General features: G+C 59.6%; 14 protein-coding genes. 8 read left to right on the forward strand and 6 right to left on the reverse strand.

Annotation, left to right across the window (positions count from 1 at the left end; all coding sequences use genetic code 11):
* Window positions 1-252 precede the first annotated feature (252 nt).
* Together ACHAA4_RS05595 and ACHAA4_RS05600 are read left to right on the forward strand one after the other, a co-directional pair.
* Window positions 253-618, forward strand: coding sequence for a hypothetical protein (locus ACHAA4_RS05595; protein WP_435773203.1), 366 nt, complete (start codon window positions 253-255; stop codon window positions 616-618).
* A 246-nt stretch (window positions 619-864) separates the two neighbouring features.
* Complete coding sequence (locus tag ACHAA4_RS05600; protein WP_435773204.1) at window positions 865-2061, forward strand: Fic family protein; 1197 nt, start codon at window positions 865-867, stop codon at window positions 2059-2061.
* Between the two features lie 25 nt (window positions 2062-2086).
* Here ACHAA4_RS05600 and ACHAA4_RS05605 read toward each other — a convergent pair whose 3' ends face one another.
* From ACHAA4_RS05605 to ACHAA4_RS05615, 3 genes are all read right to left on the reverse strand, one after another.
* Entirely contained in the window at window positions 2087-5281 is a 3195-nt protein-coding gene (locus ACHAA4_RS05605; protein ID WP_435773205.1) for a type I restriction endonuclease subunit R, read from the reverse strand.
* Between the two features lie 105 nt (window positions 5282-5386).
* Complete coding sequence (locus ACHAA4_RS05610) at window positions 5387-6571, reverse strand: restriction endonuclease subunit S (protein ID WP_435773206.1); 1185 nt, start codon at window positions 6569-6571, stop codon at window positions 5387-5389.
* Window positions 6564-8177 (reverse strand): class I SAM-dependent DNA methyltransferase, encoded by a 1614-nt coding sequence (locus tag ACHAA4_RS05615; protein WP_435773207.1) that lies wholly within the window; start codon window positions 8175-8177, stop codon window positions 6564-6566. Before ACHAA4_RS05615 ends, ACHAA4_RS05610 begins: the two co-directional genes overlap by 8 nt.
* Window positions 8178-9306: 1129 nt before the next feature.
* On the opposite strand from ACHAA4_RS05615, the gene ACHAA4_RS05620 reads away from it, so the two are divergent.
* Window positions 9307-9777: a universal stress protein gene (locus ACHAA4_RS05620; protein WP_435773208.1), complete on the forward strand. Its 471-nt coding sequence runs from the start codon at window positions 9307-9309 to the stop codon at window positions 9775-9777.
* A gap of 4 nt (window positions 9778-9781) precedes the next feature.
* Here ACHAA4_RS05620 and phtC read toward each other — a convergent pair whose 3' ends face one another.
* On the reverse strand, window positions 9782-10522 hold the full coding sequence (phtC, locus tag ACHAA4_RS05625; RefSeq protein WP_435773209.1) for a 3,4-dihydroxyphthalate decarboxylase: 741 nt from the start codon (window positions 10520-10522) through the stop codon (window positions 9782-9784).
* 209 nt (window positions 10523-10731) lie between these two features.
* Between phtC and ACHAA4_RS05630 the strand changes: the two genes are divergently transcribed.
* Genes ACHAA4_RS05630 through ACHAA4_RS05650 form a run of 5 tightly spaced genes read left to right on the forward strand, consistent with a single transcriptional unit; the run spans window position 10732 to window position 14538 of the window.
* Window positions 10732-11058, forward strand: coding sequence for a 2Fe-2S iron-sulfur cluster-binding protein (locus tag ACHAA4_RS05630; RefSeq protein WP_435773210.1), 327 nt, complete (start codon window positions 10732-10734; stop codon window positions 11056-11058).
* 16 nt (window positions 11059-11074) lie between these two features.
* A complete protein-coding gene (locus tag ACHAA4_RS05635; RefSeq protein ID WP_435773211.1) occupies window positions 11075-12376 on the forward strand; it encodes a Rieske 2Fe-2S domain-containing protein in 1302 nt (433 codons plus the stop codon).
* 2 nt (window positions 12377-12378) lie between these two features.
* Window positions 12379-12861 (forward strand): hypothetical protein, encoded by a 483-nt coding sequence (locus ACHAA4_RS05640; protein WP_435773212.1) that lies wholly within the window; start codon window positions 12379-12381, stop codon window positions 12859-12861.
* Window positions 12858-13670, forward strand: a complete 813-nt coding sequence (locus tag ACHAA4_RS05645; protein WP_435773213.1) for a 3-methyl-2-oxobutanoate hydroxymethyltransferase — start codon at window positions 12858-12860, stop codon at window positions 13668-13670. Before ACHAA4_RS05640 ends, ACHAA4_RS05645 begins: the two co-directional genes overlap by 4 nt.
* A 19-nt stretch (window positions 13671-13689) precedes the next feature.
* On the forward strand, window positions 13690-14538 hold the full coding sequence (locus ACHAA4_RS05650) for an alpha/beta fold hydrolase (protein ID WP_435773214.1): 849 nt from the start codon (window positions 13690-13692) through the stop codon (window positions 14536-14538).
* A 22-nt stretch (window positions 14539-14560) separates the two neighbouring features.
* On the opposite strand, the gene ACHAA4_RS05655 is transcribed toward ACHAA4_RS05650, so the two are convergent.
* Window positions 14561-15028, reverse strand: a complete 468-nt coding sequence (locus tag ACHAA4_RS05655) for an RpiB/LacA/LacB family sugar-phosphate isomerase (RefSeq protein WP_435773215.1) — start codon at window positions 15026-15028, stop codon at window positions 14561-14563.
* On the reverse strand, window positions 15025-15951 hold the full coding sequence (locus ACHAA4_RS05660) for a substrate-binding domain-containing protein (RefSeq protein ID WP_435773216.1): 927 nt from the start codon (window positions 15949-15951) through the stop codon (window positions 15025-15027). Before ACHAA4_RS05660 ends, ACHAA4_RS05655 begins: the two co-directional genes overlap by 4 nt.
* Between the last annotated feature and the right edge of the window lie 33 nt (window positions 15952-15984).

The raw sequence follows: 15984 nt of genomic DNA on the forward strand, positions 1-15984 counted from the left end.
GAAATGCACCATTCTTCTCCAGCAATACGTGTGGCGTAGACCGTCCCCTCCGTGAGGCGGCGCAATGTGACTCTCGCTAGACAACTGCGGCTCAATCGCAGATCAGCACTCACTCGCGCTCCAACCAGACCATGGAGACACCCCGGCAGAGGTACCGACACCGAGAATTACAAGCACCGTAACACTGACGCCTTCTGATGCTGCCGTTTCATCGGTCGGCAATTCGCGCGAGGAGGGGGGAGGCGTCGCTTCATGAGCGGCAGCGTTGACATGGCGCTCAGCCTCTACTTCCGCTGGAGGTCTATTCCACAGGACCTCCTTCTGCGGGATACTTGGCACATGGAAGATGACCGTGAACCGAGTCTTGCCTGGCAGGGTTTCGACGCGATGCGACGTGACATCGTCGAGTGCCGCTCCACTTTTGAGCGGAACCTGATTCTGGGCTTGCCCACGACAGAGCGGGTACGCCAGACCGCTGAGATGAAGATCCCTACCCATGCCGAGATGATGGATGCTGCAGGGTTCCCTGACCACCCCGTCCGAGGAGTCAATCCCTCAGCCGCAGCCGCGCTTCTTAGTTTTCTCCTGGGCCGTCGTCCGTCGTCTGATCGCTACTGACTGCCCTTGGGTTCTTTGCGTGCGGATGGTTGTCCGGCGAGGACCCATCTGTGCTGGAGCTCCGCTCCTAGCGCGGTACCTTCCTAGCAGGTCTCGGTTTCCTTACCCGCCGGGCCTGCGTCCTATCTTCATCAGGGGGCAGCTGTCCGGGCCGGCACTACAGCTGGGGTCAGCATTGAAAGTCATAAGGTCCGACTTTGAAATTATGAGATACTCCACTTACTCATAATTCTCAGGAGATTAGTTATGACTTCGCAGGCGCAATGGCCTCCGTTGCAGTATGAGCAGCGCAGCTGGGTTCCTTCGGGGTTCGCCACCTGGGGTGTGCGCGCCGAGAAGGATGCAAGGGGGGAGCGATACCAATCAGCGGTGGTTTCGTTCATCGCCGGTCTCGTTCCGGTGCCCAGCTCGGATGTTCGTGATGCTGCTGAGGAGGCACAGCGCGAGCTCACACGATTCGACGCCGAGCTCGGTCCCAGGGTCGCAGCGTTCGCTCCCGTTCTTCTCCGATCTGAAGCGGCGTCCTCGTCTCAGATCGAGAACCTGACAGCTTCCGCTCGTGCGATCTTCAGCGCTGAGCTGGGTGTGCGCAAAAGCAGGAATGCCGAGGATATCGCGGCGAACACCCAGGCCATGAGAGCTGCCCTGGACCTGGCGCAAGATCTGTCTGTGGAGTCCATCAAAAGTCTGCACTCAGTGCTCATGGAGCACCAACCACGGCACACGCCGGGTCAGTGGCGAGACCAACCAGTCTGGATCGGCACTCGCTCAGACAGTCCAGCCGGAGCGTCCTTTGTGGCACCTCACAATGAGCATGTCCCGAAGCTCATGAGTGATCTGGCCGACTTCGCTAATGCTCCTCAGCTGCAGCCATTGGTATCGGTTGCGATAGCTCATGCTCAGTTCGAAACCATTCACCCCTTTAGCGATGGCAATGGCCGCACAGGTCGCGCCCTGGCGCAGGCTATGCTGCGCCACAAGGGTGTGACTCGGAACGTGGCGGTGCCGGTCTCGGCAGGGTTATTGGCCAACGTGGAGGGTTATCACGATGCTCTGACGGCCTATCGGGCCGGCGATGTCGACCCCATCATCGAGTCCTTTGCTACAGCGTCCATGCGCGCTGTGCACAATGCGAGGCAACTGGTCGCTGAGATCGACGGGATCAGGGAGAGCTGGAATCAGCGACTCAAAGCTCGGCGCCATTCCAACGCATGGAGACTCCTCGACATCCTCGCCCGCCGCCCGGTCCTCAATAGCGCGACCGCGGCCTCAGAGCTCGGCGTGCAGCAACCGAACGTGTACCCGCCTTTGAAGGCTTTGGTCGAAGCTGGTATCGCGAAGTCTAAGTCTGAGCATAAACTCGGACCCTTCTGGCGCAGTGACGAGGTGCTCGCTGCGATCGATGCGTTTGCGGAGCGGGCCGGCAAACGCTCGTCAGCTTGAGACGTCCTGGCCGTCAGGGAGTCCGCTAGCCCCGAGCCTCGGCGAACCGAGGTGCCATGGTCTCCATCTGCTCCATGACGAGCTTGATCGCCTCCGGTTGCTTGTCCGGAGGATATCCGTTGGTCACGAGAAGACGTTTGATGGATGAGCGGAGCTTGGCGCGGACATCGTCACGCACAGTCCAATCTGTGCGCACGTCCCGCCGTAAGACGTTGACCAACTGACGTGCTATCTCGGCGAGCATTCCTTCACCCTGAACCTCTATGGCTGCCTCGTTCTGGGATACCGCGTCGTAGAACGCGAGTTCGTCAGTGTCCAGCGGGGGTGTGAACTGTGCTCCCCGGTTGCTCTCGGCGGCGACCTCCCGTGCCAGGGCGACCAGCTCGGCGATCACCTGTGCGGAGGTCAGCTGCTGGTTGGTGTACTTGTTCATGAGCTCGGTGATTCGCTCGGAGAAAGCCCGCTGTCGGATAGTGTTGTTGCGCGTTGTCTTCGCGGATTCATCGGCGATAAGTTTTCGGAGTGCCTCGATGGCCAGTTGGGGGTTCCGGGCTTGTTGCGTCCTGGTGATGAACTCAGGGGTTAGATCGCCAAGTGAAGGCTTAGGCATGCCCGCAGCCTCGTAGATGTCCAGAACGTCTTCCGAGGATGTGGCTGTGGCGATGAGGTTCCCAAGTAGCCTCTGAATGTCCTCCGGCACAGGTTCCCCGCTGGCCTGTCTGGCCTCGGCGTCGAACTTTGCCATGTAGACACGAGTTTCCTCGTACATCTGGATCTCCGGCCTGAGCTCGGCAAGGTTCTCTGCCCCTGAACTCAGCGCCCACGCCCGGGAGAGCTGGGTGGAGTACCGACGGTATTTGGAGGAGAGGCTTTCTTCGTCCGCCCCTGGCTGGTTGCCCGGCGTCTCTGGACTTCGCAGATAATTGGCTGCCCCCGTAGCCGCGCTGATGAAGGCCTTAGGACCGCCCTTGGCGAGTACAGACTTCCAGTCATAGCCGCCCAGGACCTCGCGTAGTGAAGCTACGAGCGACATCGTGACTCCGACGGCCTCGTCGACATTCTTGCCCACGGGCTTATTCACCTGGTCGTCGTTCGTATACTCGCCGAGCGCCCTAGCAAGGTTGTCTGCCAAGGGCGCGTAGGCCACCAGCAGCCCGTCCTGCTTGCCTCTAAACGTTCGGTTGACCCTGGCGAGGGTCTGCATCAGCAATGCGCCCTTGAGCGGCCTGTCGAGGTAGAGGGTGTGGAGAGGAGGGGAGTCGTAGCCTGTGAGCATCATGTCTTTGACGATCACCAGTTCCAGTTCGTCGTCGACGTTCTTGAGTCGTTCCTTGATCACCGCGTTCTCTGAATTGCGGCGCACGTGGTCTGAGACGGGAGGCTGGTCTGTCGCATCCCCGGAGTAAACGACCTTAATCTTGCCCTTGCCGAGGTCATTGGAGTGCCAAGTCGGCCGCAGTTTCGTTATCGCGGTGTACAGATTCGCGCAAATCTCTCGCGTACCGCCGACGATCATCGCCTTTCCGGGGGCTTCGATGAACTCGCCCATCCGGGCGCTGCGATTCTCCCAATGCGCTACCAGGTCTGCGGCCAATGCAGCGATGCGTTCCGGTGCGCCGTAGACGGCGTTGACGACAGCGACACTCGCTTCGATCCGTGCCCGGTCGTTTTCTTCAAGTCCTTCGGTGGCCTCGTCGGCTGCCTGATCTAGGAGCTCCTCGGTCACCGTCGAGGCGAGACTCACCCTGATGAGGCGTGGCTCGAAGTACACCGGCACTGTTGCACCGTCCTCGACTGCACGGGAGAGGTCATAGATATCAATGTACTCACCGAACACGTCCTGAGTGTTCCGATCATCGAAGGAAATGGGCGTGCCGGTGAACGCAATCAGAGTTGCGTGGGGGAGTGCGTCCCGGAGGTGTCGGGCGTAGCCGTCGAGGTCGTCGTAGTGGGAACGGTGCGCTTCATCTACAACGACGATAATGTTCCGTCGGTCCGAGAGCAGCGGATGGTCAGACCCGGCGTCCTTCTCGGCCTTGTTTCGCCCAAATTTCTGGAGCGTCGTGAAGTAAATGCCACCGGTGGTGCGATTGGTCAGTTCTTCGCGAAGCTCGGAGCGCTTCTTGATCTGTTTGGGGGCCTCGGCGAGTAGTAGGCTGCGATCGAAGCTCTCGAACAGTTGACCGTCGAGCTCGTTCCGGTCCGTGATGACGACGACGGTGGGGTTCTTAAGTTTGGGGTGCCGTGCCACTAGGTTGGCGTAGAGCTCCATCTCCATGGACTTGCCTGACCCTTGGGTATGCCAGACGACGCCGGCCTTGCCGTTGCTTTCGACGGCCTGCACGGTGCCGCCTACCGCCTTCGTCACGGCAAAGTACTGGTGCGGTTTCGCGATGCGCTTGGACAGGCCGTCCGATCCCTCGTCAAACGCGGTGAAGTTGCGGATCAGCTGCAGGAAGCGTTCCTGGTTGTAGAGGCCCAGCAGTGAAGTCTCCAGTGCCGTCACGACTTCGCCGTCCTCCATGTGACCCGGAGCAACAGGCACCCCGTCGTCGTCTACTTTCCACGGCGAGAAGTGGTTTAGGGGGGTGAAAGGAGTCCCGTACTTAGCCTGGATCCCATCGGAGGCAAGCGTGAACACACAAAAGCGGAAGGCCATGGGAAACTCGCGCAAGTACGTCTGCAACTGGGCGTGCGCAGCGGTGACGTCCGCAGACGTGCTGCCTGCCTTCTTCAACTCGATAACGCTGACCGGCATGCCGTTGCAGTAGAGCACGAGATCGAAGCGGCGCTTGTGATCGCCCTGCGCCAGGGTGACCTGGTTGACCGCAAGCCAGTCATTCTCGTCCGGGTCAGAACTCAGCAGGTGAATGGTCGGGTTGGCTTCACTGCCATCCGAGTCGATATACGTCAGCCGGTACCCACCCACGAGATAGTCATGGATGCGGTGATTTTCGGAGATGGCATCGTTCGATGCGGGCGAGGAAATCTCCGCTACAGTCTGCTGCAGATACTGCACCGGAACCGCCGGATTGCACCGCTGCAGAGCAGCGAAGAGTCGCGGGCGGATCAGCAGCTCGGCCCAAGAATCCCGCTCACCGCTACCCGGCGCAATGTCCTGCCCTGGCATGCTCCGCCAACCGAGCGGTTCTCCGAGCATTTCGAGAGCCATAGCCTCCCAGTCGGATTCAGAAAAAGCAGCAACGTGTGAGGCTGTCACAGTGTTCCCCCTGGTTGACCAGATCTGGATCGTTCGATGTCGTTTGGGCTCTGCCGCAATGTGTTGCAATATGAATGAGCGATCTTGGTGAGAGAGATCAGTCCTTTACCTTGCGAAGGTCTCCGCGTCCTTTATCTTGAGTTTCCCAGAGATAAGCTGAGGTAGAAGGGCGTCTCGGGTGGTGGCTAGAATTTTATTCTCGTCCGTGAGTGACTTCACTAGCGGGAGCGTGGACTCTGCGGAGCGATTGAACTGTGTCAGGGCGCTTTGGGTCGGGTAAACCATGGTGTACCCGTTTAGATCGAGTGCGCTCACTCTCTGTCTACCTGATGTGCCCACCATGTGCCGAATTGCGAAATTTCGAAAGCGTTCACTGGTAGCAAGGAAGTACGGGAATGCCACGGAGACGCCCGGGCGAGACCGCAAGACGATAAATTCCGTCGAGCCGATTCCGATTTGATCTTCCTCAAGAAAATCCACGAACCCAGTCTTGCGGTTCTCCAGGCACGGCGTGATCCTCGCGAGCAGTGTGTCTCCATTCATGAAGCGAGCGCCACTTTTAGCCGGGCGGTGGCCCCAGGCGCTGATGCTCATAGTCGAGGTGGGGAGTTTCTGCATGTCGACATAGACAGGCTGGGGGTCGGATGGCGCTGGCAGCTTGGGATTGAGCTCGACCAGGTCGTGTAGGCCCACCACCACGTCATCTTCATTTGGAGGTTGATTCATGCCCATAGATGAGAACTGCGCCTCCAGGAGTGCGACCGCCACTTCCACGAGTTTTGTGTTTGTGGCGATCTTGTCGTCAAGTGCGGCCAGTACGTCCGCTATGGCTTTCTGCTCTGACGGCTCCGGGATCCGCACCGGCCAGGCTCCCATGGTGGAGAGGCTTATTCGGTTTACCGTTGCCCCTTGAATGGTTTGTCGTTCTATTGTCCGTTGGAAATCGGGGCTGAGGTAGAGGTAGAGCAAGAATCTTGGGTCGACCACGGCACGATTAGGTCGAATCAAGGCCATTCGCCTCCCCAAGCAGGCTCGAACACCGGCTGGCATGAGTGCTGCTTCGCCTAGACGTGTCTCGTACGAAAACAGGAGGTCGCCTTCCATTGGTTCGACCCGTCTAGTCCATTTCGCGAAATCGGTCTCGGAAACATGATCTGACGCCGCCAAGTCGAGGCGACCTTCGTTGAGGCTCGAAATGTTGAGGAAATACGGCCCCTGGTCTATCCGCGTGGGAGTGGCGTGCGGCCCATCGAATATGGTCCCAAGGTCATCAACAGTTAGCTCAAGCATTGATTCTTTTCATTTGCTCGAGTACAACCTGAGTGAGCCGCGCCGATTCATCGAATTGTTGAGCTAGCTCCGAAGACAGTCTTGCGACCTTATCCTCGATAGGCTCGCCGTCATCTTCGACGTTCGCCGCTCCGACATACCGACCGGGTGTCAGCGCATACTCCGCACCTTTAACCTCTGCAAGCGAGGCTGAGTAGCAAAAGCCGGCTTCGTCGTCGTACGTCAGCCCAGCCTCAATGGCTGAGGCCGTGCCGCGCCAAGCATGGTATGTATCGGCGATCTTTGCAATGTCTTGGTCGGACAGTGCGCGCTCCGCGCGGTCCACCATGTAGCCGAGGTTCCGGGCGTCGATGAAGAGTACTTGCCCGGTCCGATCCACTGAGCCCCGAGAACCTGCGGTTTTGTCCTTCGCGAGGAACCACGTGCACACGGGGATACCGGTGCTGCGGAAGAGTTGGGTGGGCAGGGCCACCATGCAGGAGATCAGATCTGCTTCGACGAGCTGAGCGCGGATCTCGCCTTCACCACCGGAGTTGGAAGACATGGAGCCGTTGGCCATGACGACGCCGGCGCTCCCGCCTGGTGCAAGCTTGGAGATGATGTGCTGAATCCAAGCGTAGTTGGCGTTTCCAGCCGGGGGTACACCGTACTTCCAGCGGGGATCGGATTCGGAACGGGCCCAGTCTTTGATGTTGAAAGGAGGGTTCGCCATGATGAAATCCGCGCCGTTGGTCCCGGATAGCTCGGGGTGCTGGTCCCGGGCGAAAGTGTCTCCCCACCGGGACGCAAGGTTGGCGTTGAGACCGTGGATGGCGAGGTTCATCTTGGCCATCCGCCAGGTGCGCTCATTGAGCTCCTGGCCATAGACGGAGATGTCCGAGCCTTCCATGTTGTGTGCGGCGAGGAACTTCTCGGCTTGGACGAACATGCCTCCGGAGCCGCAGCACGGGTCGTAGACGCGGCCACGGTGTGGTTCCAGGACTTCTACTAGAACTCGGACGACGCCGGCAGGGGTGTAGAACTCGCCGCCGCGCTTGCCCTCGGCTTTGGCAAACTTCTCGAGGAAGTACTCATATACCTCGCCGAGGAGGTCCCGCGCTTTGCTGACGCCTTGGCCCGTGAAGCGGGCTGAGTTAAACAGGTCCAGCAGCTCGCCGAGTCGGCGTTGGTCTACGTTATCCCGGTTGTAGATCCGTGGGAGTGTGGCGGCCAGCGACTTGTTGTCCCGCATGACGAGTTCCATGGCTTCATCTATGAGCTGGCCAACCAATTTGGGCTCGCTTCCGTCCAACGCGGGGAGGCCCTTGCCGTTTTCAGCAAGATAGGTCCACCGGGCCTTCTCAGACACCCAAAACACGCCGCGCCCGGTGTACTCGTCGACGTCGTCGATAAGCTGGGCGATCTGCTCAGAGTTGAGTCCGTCGGCTTCTAATTCGGTCTGGATCTGCGCGCGGCGTTCCTCGAACGCGTCCGAGACATATTTCAGGAACACCAGGCCAAGGATCACGTCCTTGTACTGAGAGGCATCCATCGAGCCGCGCAACTTGTCCGCTGCCTTCCACAGAGTGTCCTTGAGTTCCTTCATGGTGGACGGTGCGGTATCCATTTTCACTCTCGGGGGCACTAGTGCTGTCCTTCGCTTGGTGCTGTTGCGGGTTCGGAGAGGGGACTTCAGGAATGATTTTCCTAGTCTCCATGCCGTCTCATCCAGGATAACGAGATAGTTCCCATGGGGACGGATAGGCGCGGCGTCGTGAAGCCCGTATGGGCAGTATCGACCAAGCAATGGTTCGTCGTACAGGTGTGGATTCGTCGGGTGGAGTATGTGGTCCATGGACTGGGCCCGTGATCCCCAGTCATCACCTGCGGTGGTTCGATACTGAGAATTGGGTGAGAAGCAGGAGCGGTGACGACAGTATGCGTGGTGCGGTGCGACGCCGGAGGGGAGGCCTTGGTCGTAGAAGTTGGTCCGGTGTGGACAGCAAACGAAGAAAGTCAAGACTGTATATCGAGTCTCGCAAACGCTCGTCTCGTGATACGAGCAAGCTATGTCGGATGCTGAAGAAATTCTTGGATTCCAGGTCCACAACATGTCTCGGAATCCCTTTTAAAATCCATCGTCTTATTACTGAATTAGGGACGTCTTGACGAGACGTGTGATCTGGGTGGCATGCGTAGCGTACGAGAGTTATCACGTCCCATTCGAATGCAGACCTTCAGATCGATACGTCGGAGGAAGCTCGGTGGGACGTGGCCTCACCGATCATGGCGACAGTGGAGCAAATAGAATCATGATACTCGCGGAGCGCATGTTGCTCGTCCTCCGGGCCATACTCGATCACCTGCGCACACGTGACACCGTCAGGGTCCGGAAGATGAATCCCCTCAGTCGTAACACGCGCACCATGCTGGATTTGGTCGAACAAATGCGGCCTCCGTGTTCGCCTTCGAGTGGCTCACCGAGAATGCCACTACCTCGTACCGATGGGTGAGGCTGTGCATGTGTGGATGCCCAGCTCCTAGCTCTGGAAGGGCATCCGTAGATGATGAGCCGGCAGCCACTCCGCACTTGCATTCCTTCCCTTGCGTCGTGCCCCGGATCTCGGCGCCCACGATCGCTCCGAAGACCTCCTATGATTGGACTAACCATATGAATGGTCACATGGCGGAAGGCGCTGCACGCGCAAAATGGTGCATCTAAATTTTAGAAACGAAATACAGCGAAGGAAATATCGATGTCGAATATTGTTTTAACGGGCGTAGATGATAGCGAGACCGCTCTCCGAGCGGCGGTGAAGGCGGCGTCACTAGCCGTTGCCCTCGGGGCCGAGTTGCACGTGATTACAGCATTCACAGTAAAAACAGGTGAGACCGTTCAATCGCTTCGCAACAACGAGCGGGCGACCGGAACCCACGCGTACAAGACGCTGGTGGCCAGATCCTCCACCACAGCCGAAGGCACGGCGAATGCAGCGGCGTCCAGGCTGCGTCAGGATTTTGCTGGTTTGACCGTTGTCGCGAAGTCCATCGAAGGCACCCCTGCGGCAGCGCTCATTAGTGAAGGTGAAAGGCTGGGTGTCGAGGTGATCGTGGTGGGGAATCGAAGAGTGCAAGGCCCCAGCAGGGTATTGGGAAGTATCGCGCGAACTGTTGCGAGTGAAGCCAATTGCGACCTTTATATCGTGCACACCCACCAGCGGTCATAGTCGATTACGAGCGGGAGGCAACGATCCCGTTTATGCGCGCCATCTCGTGCCGCCACGCGGTTTCCGTGTTGAATCCGGCTCCGAGGTTGGGAAGCTCTGCCATGTCCTCGTCGGGGATGTCGCGAAGCGTTCCCCCAGCCGAAAGGATGTCGATTGAGAGGCCAGCGATTGTGTCGACGCTGATGGCCTGGAGGACGGCCTGCTCCACGGTGGAGGCCGCGCTAGTGAGGCCATGGGCCCGGAGCACGAGGACGGGGAATTTTTCCATCGCAGCGACCATCTCTGATGCGAGCAACTGATTTCGAACGAGCACGCCCCTTGGATATATGGGCACGCCCCCTGCCGCGAGTTGGGTGCCGGGAATGTCGAATGCGCCAATGATCGGGCGGATGGCGATGCCGGCTAGGTCGGCTGCAACGATGCGTGGAGGATGGGCGTGTACGACCGCATCAACGTCGTCACGCGCCCGGAGTACTGCAGTGTGTAGAGGCAGCTCGTTTGGCACGGACCACCCGTCTAGCTCTCCTGGGAGAGCCTCGGTGCCGTCAAATCCTATGAGGCGAATGTCCTCGACCTCGGTGTGACCGAGGCCACGTTCGCGCGGTCCTCGGCAACGCACCAGGAGGCTTTCCTCATCAACTCGCAAACTGATGTGTCCGAGAATTCCATCGGCGAGGCCGCGGCCCGCAAGCACGCGGCAGGCGTCGGCGATTAGCGAGCGTTCTTCTCTGAAGCCATTCAGCATGATCTTCCTTCTTGTCTGTTGAAATGTCCGACTTACTCTCAAGCTCTGCAGAATCGTGCCCCTGGATGGTGGTCGCATTAGCTCACCGGTGGGTGTCGACCTCGGCATGTGCCGTCGTTGAGGCCAGGGGTTTGCGAAGTGTGTCTGTTGACACATCCAGAGCTTAGGGTACATTGGTCTGGCCATTAGTTATTTGGGAGGAGCCTCCAATGCCACAAGTTGTTTATGTCGGTAGCGGCGATGACGAGCACGCGGTTGATGCGACGGTCGGCGAGAACGTGATGAGCGCGGCTGTGCGCTCGGGCGTCCCGGGGATCGTGGGTGAATGCGGCGGTCAGATGTCTTGCGCCACGTGCCATGTGTGGGTCAAGGATGACTTCCGTGAGCGAGTCGGGAGGCCTAGCGAGTTGGAAGCTGACCTGCTCGATCTCGGAGTATCGGACTACACAGAGGCCAGCCGTCTCGGCTGCCAAATCCCCATGACTGACGAGCTCGACGGACTCGTCGTCGAGCCGCGCCCCGAAGCATGGCACTGACAGGAGAGAACTAGCGATGTTGCGTCCAGATATCAATGACATGCTGACCCAGACCGGCCCCGGTACTCCCATGGGCGACTTGTTCCGGCGCTATTGGCAGCCGGTCCTGCACACGGAGGAGCTCCCCGAGGACGGGTGCCCACCCGTGCGTGTGAAGATCCTCTCAGAGCGGCTTATCGCAGTTCGCACACCCGAGGGCGAATACGGACTCATGGATGAGTTCTGTGCGCATCGTGGCGTATCGATGTTCTTCGCTCGGGTCGAGAGCGGGGGTATCCGCTGTCCCTACCACGGCTGGAAGTACAACGCCGGGGGACAAGCGATTGAAGTTCCCAGCGAGCTCAATAACTCTGAATTCTGCAAGAACGTCAAACTCCGTTCTTATCCGTTGGTCAAGGTAGGCGACCTGCTCTGGGCCTACCTGGGGGATCCCGAGAAGCAGCCGCCGCTTCCGTCATGGGAATTCGCGACAGTTCCTTCAGGGCAGACCTTCACGTCGAAACGCTTCCAGGAGAGCAATTGGCTCCAGGCACTTGAGGGTGGAATCGACTCAAGTCACGTGACGTGGCTGCACGGTGGTGGCCCCACGGGCGGTGGGCTTGAGGCCGACCCGTTGTTCGCTGGGGCCAAGGGCAACCAGTACAACAAAGGCGACGTAAAGCCGTCCTTCGAAGTCGTCGAGAACGAGGGTGGGCTCCTGATTGGTGCTCGCCGTAACGCGGAAGAAGGTCACTACTACTGGCGCGTCACGCCCTGGGTGTTGCCCAACTTCACATTGGTTCCTCCACGCGGTGACCATCCCGTGCATGGTCATTTCTGGGTCCCGATTGATGATGAGAATTGCTGGGCCTGGAGCTTTGACTACCACCCCACACGCGACCTCACCGAGGCGGAGGTCTCAGCGATGGAAGCCGGAGCAGGCGTGCATAGCAAGAACATTCCGGGTACGTATCTCCCCGAAGCCAACAAAGAGAACGACTACCTGATCGATCGGGAAAAACAGAAGAGTGGTGAACTCTTCTCAGGCGTCGAGGGCATCGCGATCCAAGATTCCTCTCTCCAGGAGAGTATGGGGCCGATCGTAGATCGCACCAAGGAACGGCTCGTTGCGACGGATGCCGGGATCATCAAGGCTCGTCAGAAACTACGCCGCGTCGTCGAAGCCTTGCGTGATCACGGCACGGAGCCGATGGGGAACATCCCTGAGCACCAGAACATCCGCTCGGTGGCGATCGTTCTCCCGGCGGACCAACCGTTCGTCGAAGGTATCGGAAACGGTTTCGAGGCACGCGAAGGCGTGCGGCAGACCACGGTGTAGACATGACTACACCTATATCAGTCAGCGCCTGCGCTCGAGCTGCCACGGCAGAAGAAGCCGCGTACCGCATCGATTATCCATTGGCACACGCCCGTTCTACCCGCGTTATCGCATTCGATGAGACGGCGGCAGTGACTGTGTTGTCGATCTCTCAAAGCCCCTGGGGGCAAGCGCAGTTCTATACGACGTCGAATTCAGGTGAGGAGCTCATTACCCTGAGCGGTGAGCGGCGTCCGATGGTCAAGGAAATAGAGCACTCTGACTCCGTCATCATGGTTGCCACGAATTCGGTCGTCTCGGCCGCCGCCGCGGAGGTGGGACTCGCCTGCCGCGAGCGGTCCATCATGACGGCAGGTCTACTCCTGCTAGACGCAGGGGCGCTCAGCGGCGAGGCGCTGAGTGCGCTCCGCCCATATGCTCGCATCCTGTTGGTTCCTGCGGATGAGGAAGACCTCTTCCAGCTGTTGAAGGCGATCAGGGCGTGAGGACGATACCTCAGCTCCAGGAGATGAAGCAGACGGGTGAGAAATCCGTCTGCTTTGTCGCCTGGGACTACCACATGGCGCGCATCGCCGATCGGGTCGGGGCCGATATCGTCTCGATCGGTGACACCGTCGGGGTCAACTTGTGGGGGCAGCAGAATCCGCTGGAGATTTCCTTCGATGAGCTACTGATAGTTGCCAAGGCAGTGCGTCGAGGGGTTTCTAGCGCCCTCCTTAGTTGTGATTTCCCTTTCGGCCCACTGCAATCCGGTCAGGCTCTGCCTGCAGCGATCCGTCTCGTCAAGGAAGTGGGAATCGACCTCGTCAAACTCGACGGGGCGGCCGACTTTCCAGAGGGGGTTGAGGAGCTCACGCGTGCGGGGATCCCGGTCTTCGCCCAGTTTGGGATCACACCGCAGACTTCGTTGAAATATGGACTCGATTATTCCGCCGCTCACACGGTGCAGGTGCCGGAGGAAATGACGGAGGAGTTCGTCACCGAGGCCAAGCGATTGGAAGCTGCAGGCGCAGTGTTGCTCAACTTCACGAACTCTGGACCGGTCGTGGGGTCAGCCGTGGCGCAGGCGGTCTCTATCCCCGTACTTGGGGGCTTCGGCGGGGGACCTTGGCTGGACGGCAGAATCCGAATGGTCACGGCGGCGCTCGGATACAACGAGAAATGGCTGGATGCGGAGCCCGACACGTACGCAAACGTCGCCCGTATCGCACACGAGGGGCTCACTGCCTGTGCAGAGGACATTCGCTCCGGACGTCAAATTCGTGGTGGCATCAATGTCCCAGGCGTGAGCTGACGATACAGAGGAGACGGTTATGCCCGTTATTGATGTGGACGGAATCCGCACCCGCTATGAGATTGTCGGTGACGGTCCTCCGATTCTGATGTTTAGCCCAGGCGGCTTCGACTCGAGTCTGGACAATTGGACCAGTTTCGGGCGATACAAGGAACTTGGATTCATCGATGCCCTGTCGCAGGAATACTCCTGCATTGTCTTCGACAGGCGCGAGTCGGGGCAGTCGGGCGGGCGCCTCGAGCGACTGGCATGGCCGAAGTACGTTGACCAGGCGATCGGCCTGCTCGACCACCTCGGCCTCGACGCGGTGCACACGATGGGTGGATGCGTGGGCTGCTCATCGGCTGCCCTCCTGGCGATCGCGCAGCCGGGGCGTGTACGCAGCATGGTGCTCTTCTCGCCAGCCGGCGGGGTGACGTATAGGGCGGCCCAGCAGAAGCGCTTCACGCAACACCTTGGATTCGCGCTGGAGCATGGCGTCAAAGCCGTCGTTGAGCACGCTCAGTCCACCGCCTCGGGGTTTAGTAAGGACCCCAGGGTCGGCCCATGGGCTGCCGCACTTCGCACGGACGACGACTTCGCTAGGCGCTATGCGGAAACAACTCTCGAGCGGTACCAGACGATCGTGGCGGGATCCGCGCGGCTTCTGTTCGATCGCGACACCGTTCCGGGACCGGAGCCGGAGGACCTTCAGCTGTTAGAAGTCCCTGCGTTGATCGTGCCCGGAGAAGATCTCTCGCACACCCGCTCGGCTGCGCGCTACCTAGAAGAGTGTCTGCCGCAAACTGACTACTGGGATGTGCCGGTCATCGAACAGACACGCGACGCGTCCACCGCTCGTGTGCGTGAGTTTCTCTCCCGGCACTGAACCCAGGTGGCTTGAGCAAGGGTCACCCTTCGTCGTAAGCGAGCTCGATGCGTTGAATCTGGGCGATCCGTTCTGCGTGGATACCGCCTTTAAATGGTGTGGCGAACCATCGATCGAGGAGTGCGAGAGCTGTCTCGTCATCGATGACCTTGGTGCCGATCACCATCACGTTGGCGTTGTTGTTGCCGCGCGAGATGTCGACGGAGAACTCTGAGTAGGCGAGGCCTGCCCGGACCCCTCGCACCTTATTGCAAGCAATCACCTCGCCCTGACCGCTGCCGCCCACGATGATGCCCAGATCAGCCTCCCCCAGTGCGACCATACGGCCTACCGCAGCGCACAGCGGCGGATAGTCCACCGTCGTGGCGCCACGCGGGGCTAGGTCGGATACTTCGTGCCCTCTTGCAGTCAACATCTCCACGATGCGGTCGATAAGGCGCACACCGTGGTGGTCACCTGCGATGGCTATGCGTGCGTGGTCAGAGGTCATCCCTGAAGCTCCTGTGTGCCGTCGGCGAAAAGGTCTTCGATGGTCGGACGCGCGGTGATGATGCGTTGGGCCATGGCGTGGTCGATGAGTTCATTGAGCGTCGCCTGATTCTTCTCAATCCCGTAGGGCAGGGGATCTGAACCGGTGATCTGCATAGCTTGAGCGAGAATCAGATCCTGGCGGTTGTCTCGGGGATTGTGGCGGAGTTGCTCGATGTAGGGACGCTTCGCCGCCGCGAAATCAGTGAACAACTGAGCGGCGAGATCGGGGTGCTGTGCGAGCAACTCGTCACGCACAACGACAAGATGGTTGATGGGAAATACGCCGCGCTCTCGGAGCACATCGGCAGCCACTTCGTCGGGGTCCGCAATCTGCGGGACTACCTCGGGGTGTGCGATGCCCGCGCCGACGACGGCGTCGATTTCACCAGCCAGAAGCATCTCCTCCAACGTCACGCCCTCGGGAGCGTGGAACACGTTCTTAGGACGCTTATATGAGGCGACGTGTTCGTCGCCTGAGCACACCCAGGCGACCGAGTCGAGATCGAGACCGGACTCGGCTAACGCCGCACGACCCCAAACGCCCGTGGTGACGGTGTAACCGCGATTCACGCCTATACGACTGCCGGCGAGATCTGTACCGGGCCGGCCCTGATTTTCTCGCAACACCTGGGTGGCGCGGTGATGGAAATCGCGGACAAGAAATACCGGTAGCGCGGTGAACGCAACACCATGTTCCTTGGCAGTGAGATAGGTGGTCAGAGCCATCTCCGCGACATCGAACTCGAGGCCCCGGACCATTTTCCGGAATCCCTTCACCAAAACGGGCTCATCGACGAAATCGAAGCCAAGCCCGCAAGATGATCCCTCCTCTATCAGCGCGCGGTTCGCCCCCTGTGGGCGCATCAGTACGGACAAGTTCATGGATCCTCCGCTTCGTGGGAAAGCTGACTCTCT

This window comes from Nesterenkonia maliinae (genome assembly GCF_051262655.1).
Taxonomy (GTDB): domain Bacteria; phylum Actinomycetota; class Actinomycetes; order Actinomycetales; family Micrococcaceae; genus Nesterenkonia.

Excerpts from the sequence above, each read along its gene's own strand:
- ACHAA4_RS05595 (WP_435773203.1), top strand. The coding sequence starts at position 253 with ATGAGCGGCAGCGTTGACATGGCGCTCAGCCTCTACTTCCGCTGGAGG.
- ACHAA4_RS05600 (WP_435773204.1), top strand. The coding sequence starts at position 865 with ATGACTTCGCAGGCGCAATGGCCTCCGTTGCAGTATGAGCAGCGCAGC.
- ACHAA4_RS05610 (WP_435773206.1), bottom strand. The coding sequence starts at position 6,571 with ATGCTTGAGCTAACTGTTGATGACCTTGGGACCATATTCGATGGGCCG.
- ACHAA4_RS05615 (WP_435773207.1), bottom strand. The coding sequence starts at position 8,177 with ATGGATACCGCACCGTCCACCATGAAGGAACTCAAGGACACTCTGTGG.
- ACHAA4_RS05620 (WP_435773208.1), top strand. The coding sequence starts at position 9,307 with ATGTCGAATATTGTTTTAACGGGCGTAGATGATAGCGAGACCGCTCTC.
- phtC (WP_435773209.1), bottom strand. The coding sequence starts at position 10,522 with ATGCTGAATGGCTTCAGAGAAGAACGCTCGCTAATCGCCGACGCCTGC.
- ACHAA4_RS05630 (WP_435773210.1), top strand. The coding sequence starts at position 10,732 with ATGCCACAAGTTGTTTATGTCGGTAGCGGCGATGACGAGCACGCGGTT.
- ACHAA4_RS05635 (WP_435773211.1), top strand. The coding sequence starts at position 11,075 with ATGTTGCGTCCAGATATCAATGACATGCTGACCCAGACCGGCCCCGGT.
- ACHAA4_RS05640 (WP_435773212.1), top strand. The coding sequence starts at position 12,379 with ATGACTACACCTATATCAGTCAGCGCCTGCGCTCGAGCTGCCACGGCA.
- ACHAA4_RS05650 (WP_435773214.1), top strand. The coding sequence starts at position 13,690 with ATGCCCGTTATTGATGTGGACGGAATCCGCACCCGCTATGAGATTGTC.
- ACHAA4_RS05655 (WP_435773215.1), bottom strand. The coding sequence starts at position 15,028 with ATGACCTCTGACCACGCACGCATAGCCATCGCAGGTGACCACCACGGT.
- ACHAA4_RS05660 (WP_435773216.1), bottom strand. The coding sequence starts at position 15,951 with ATGAACTTGTCCGTACTGATGCGCCCACAGGGGGCGAACCGCGCGCTG.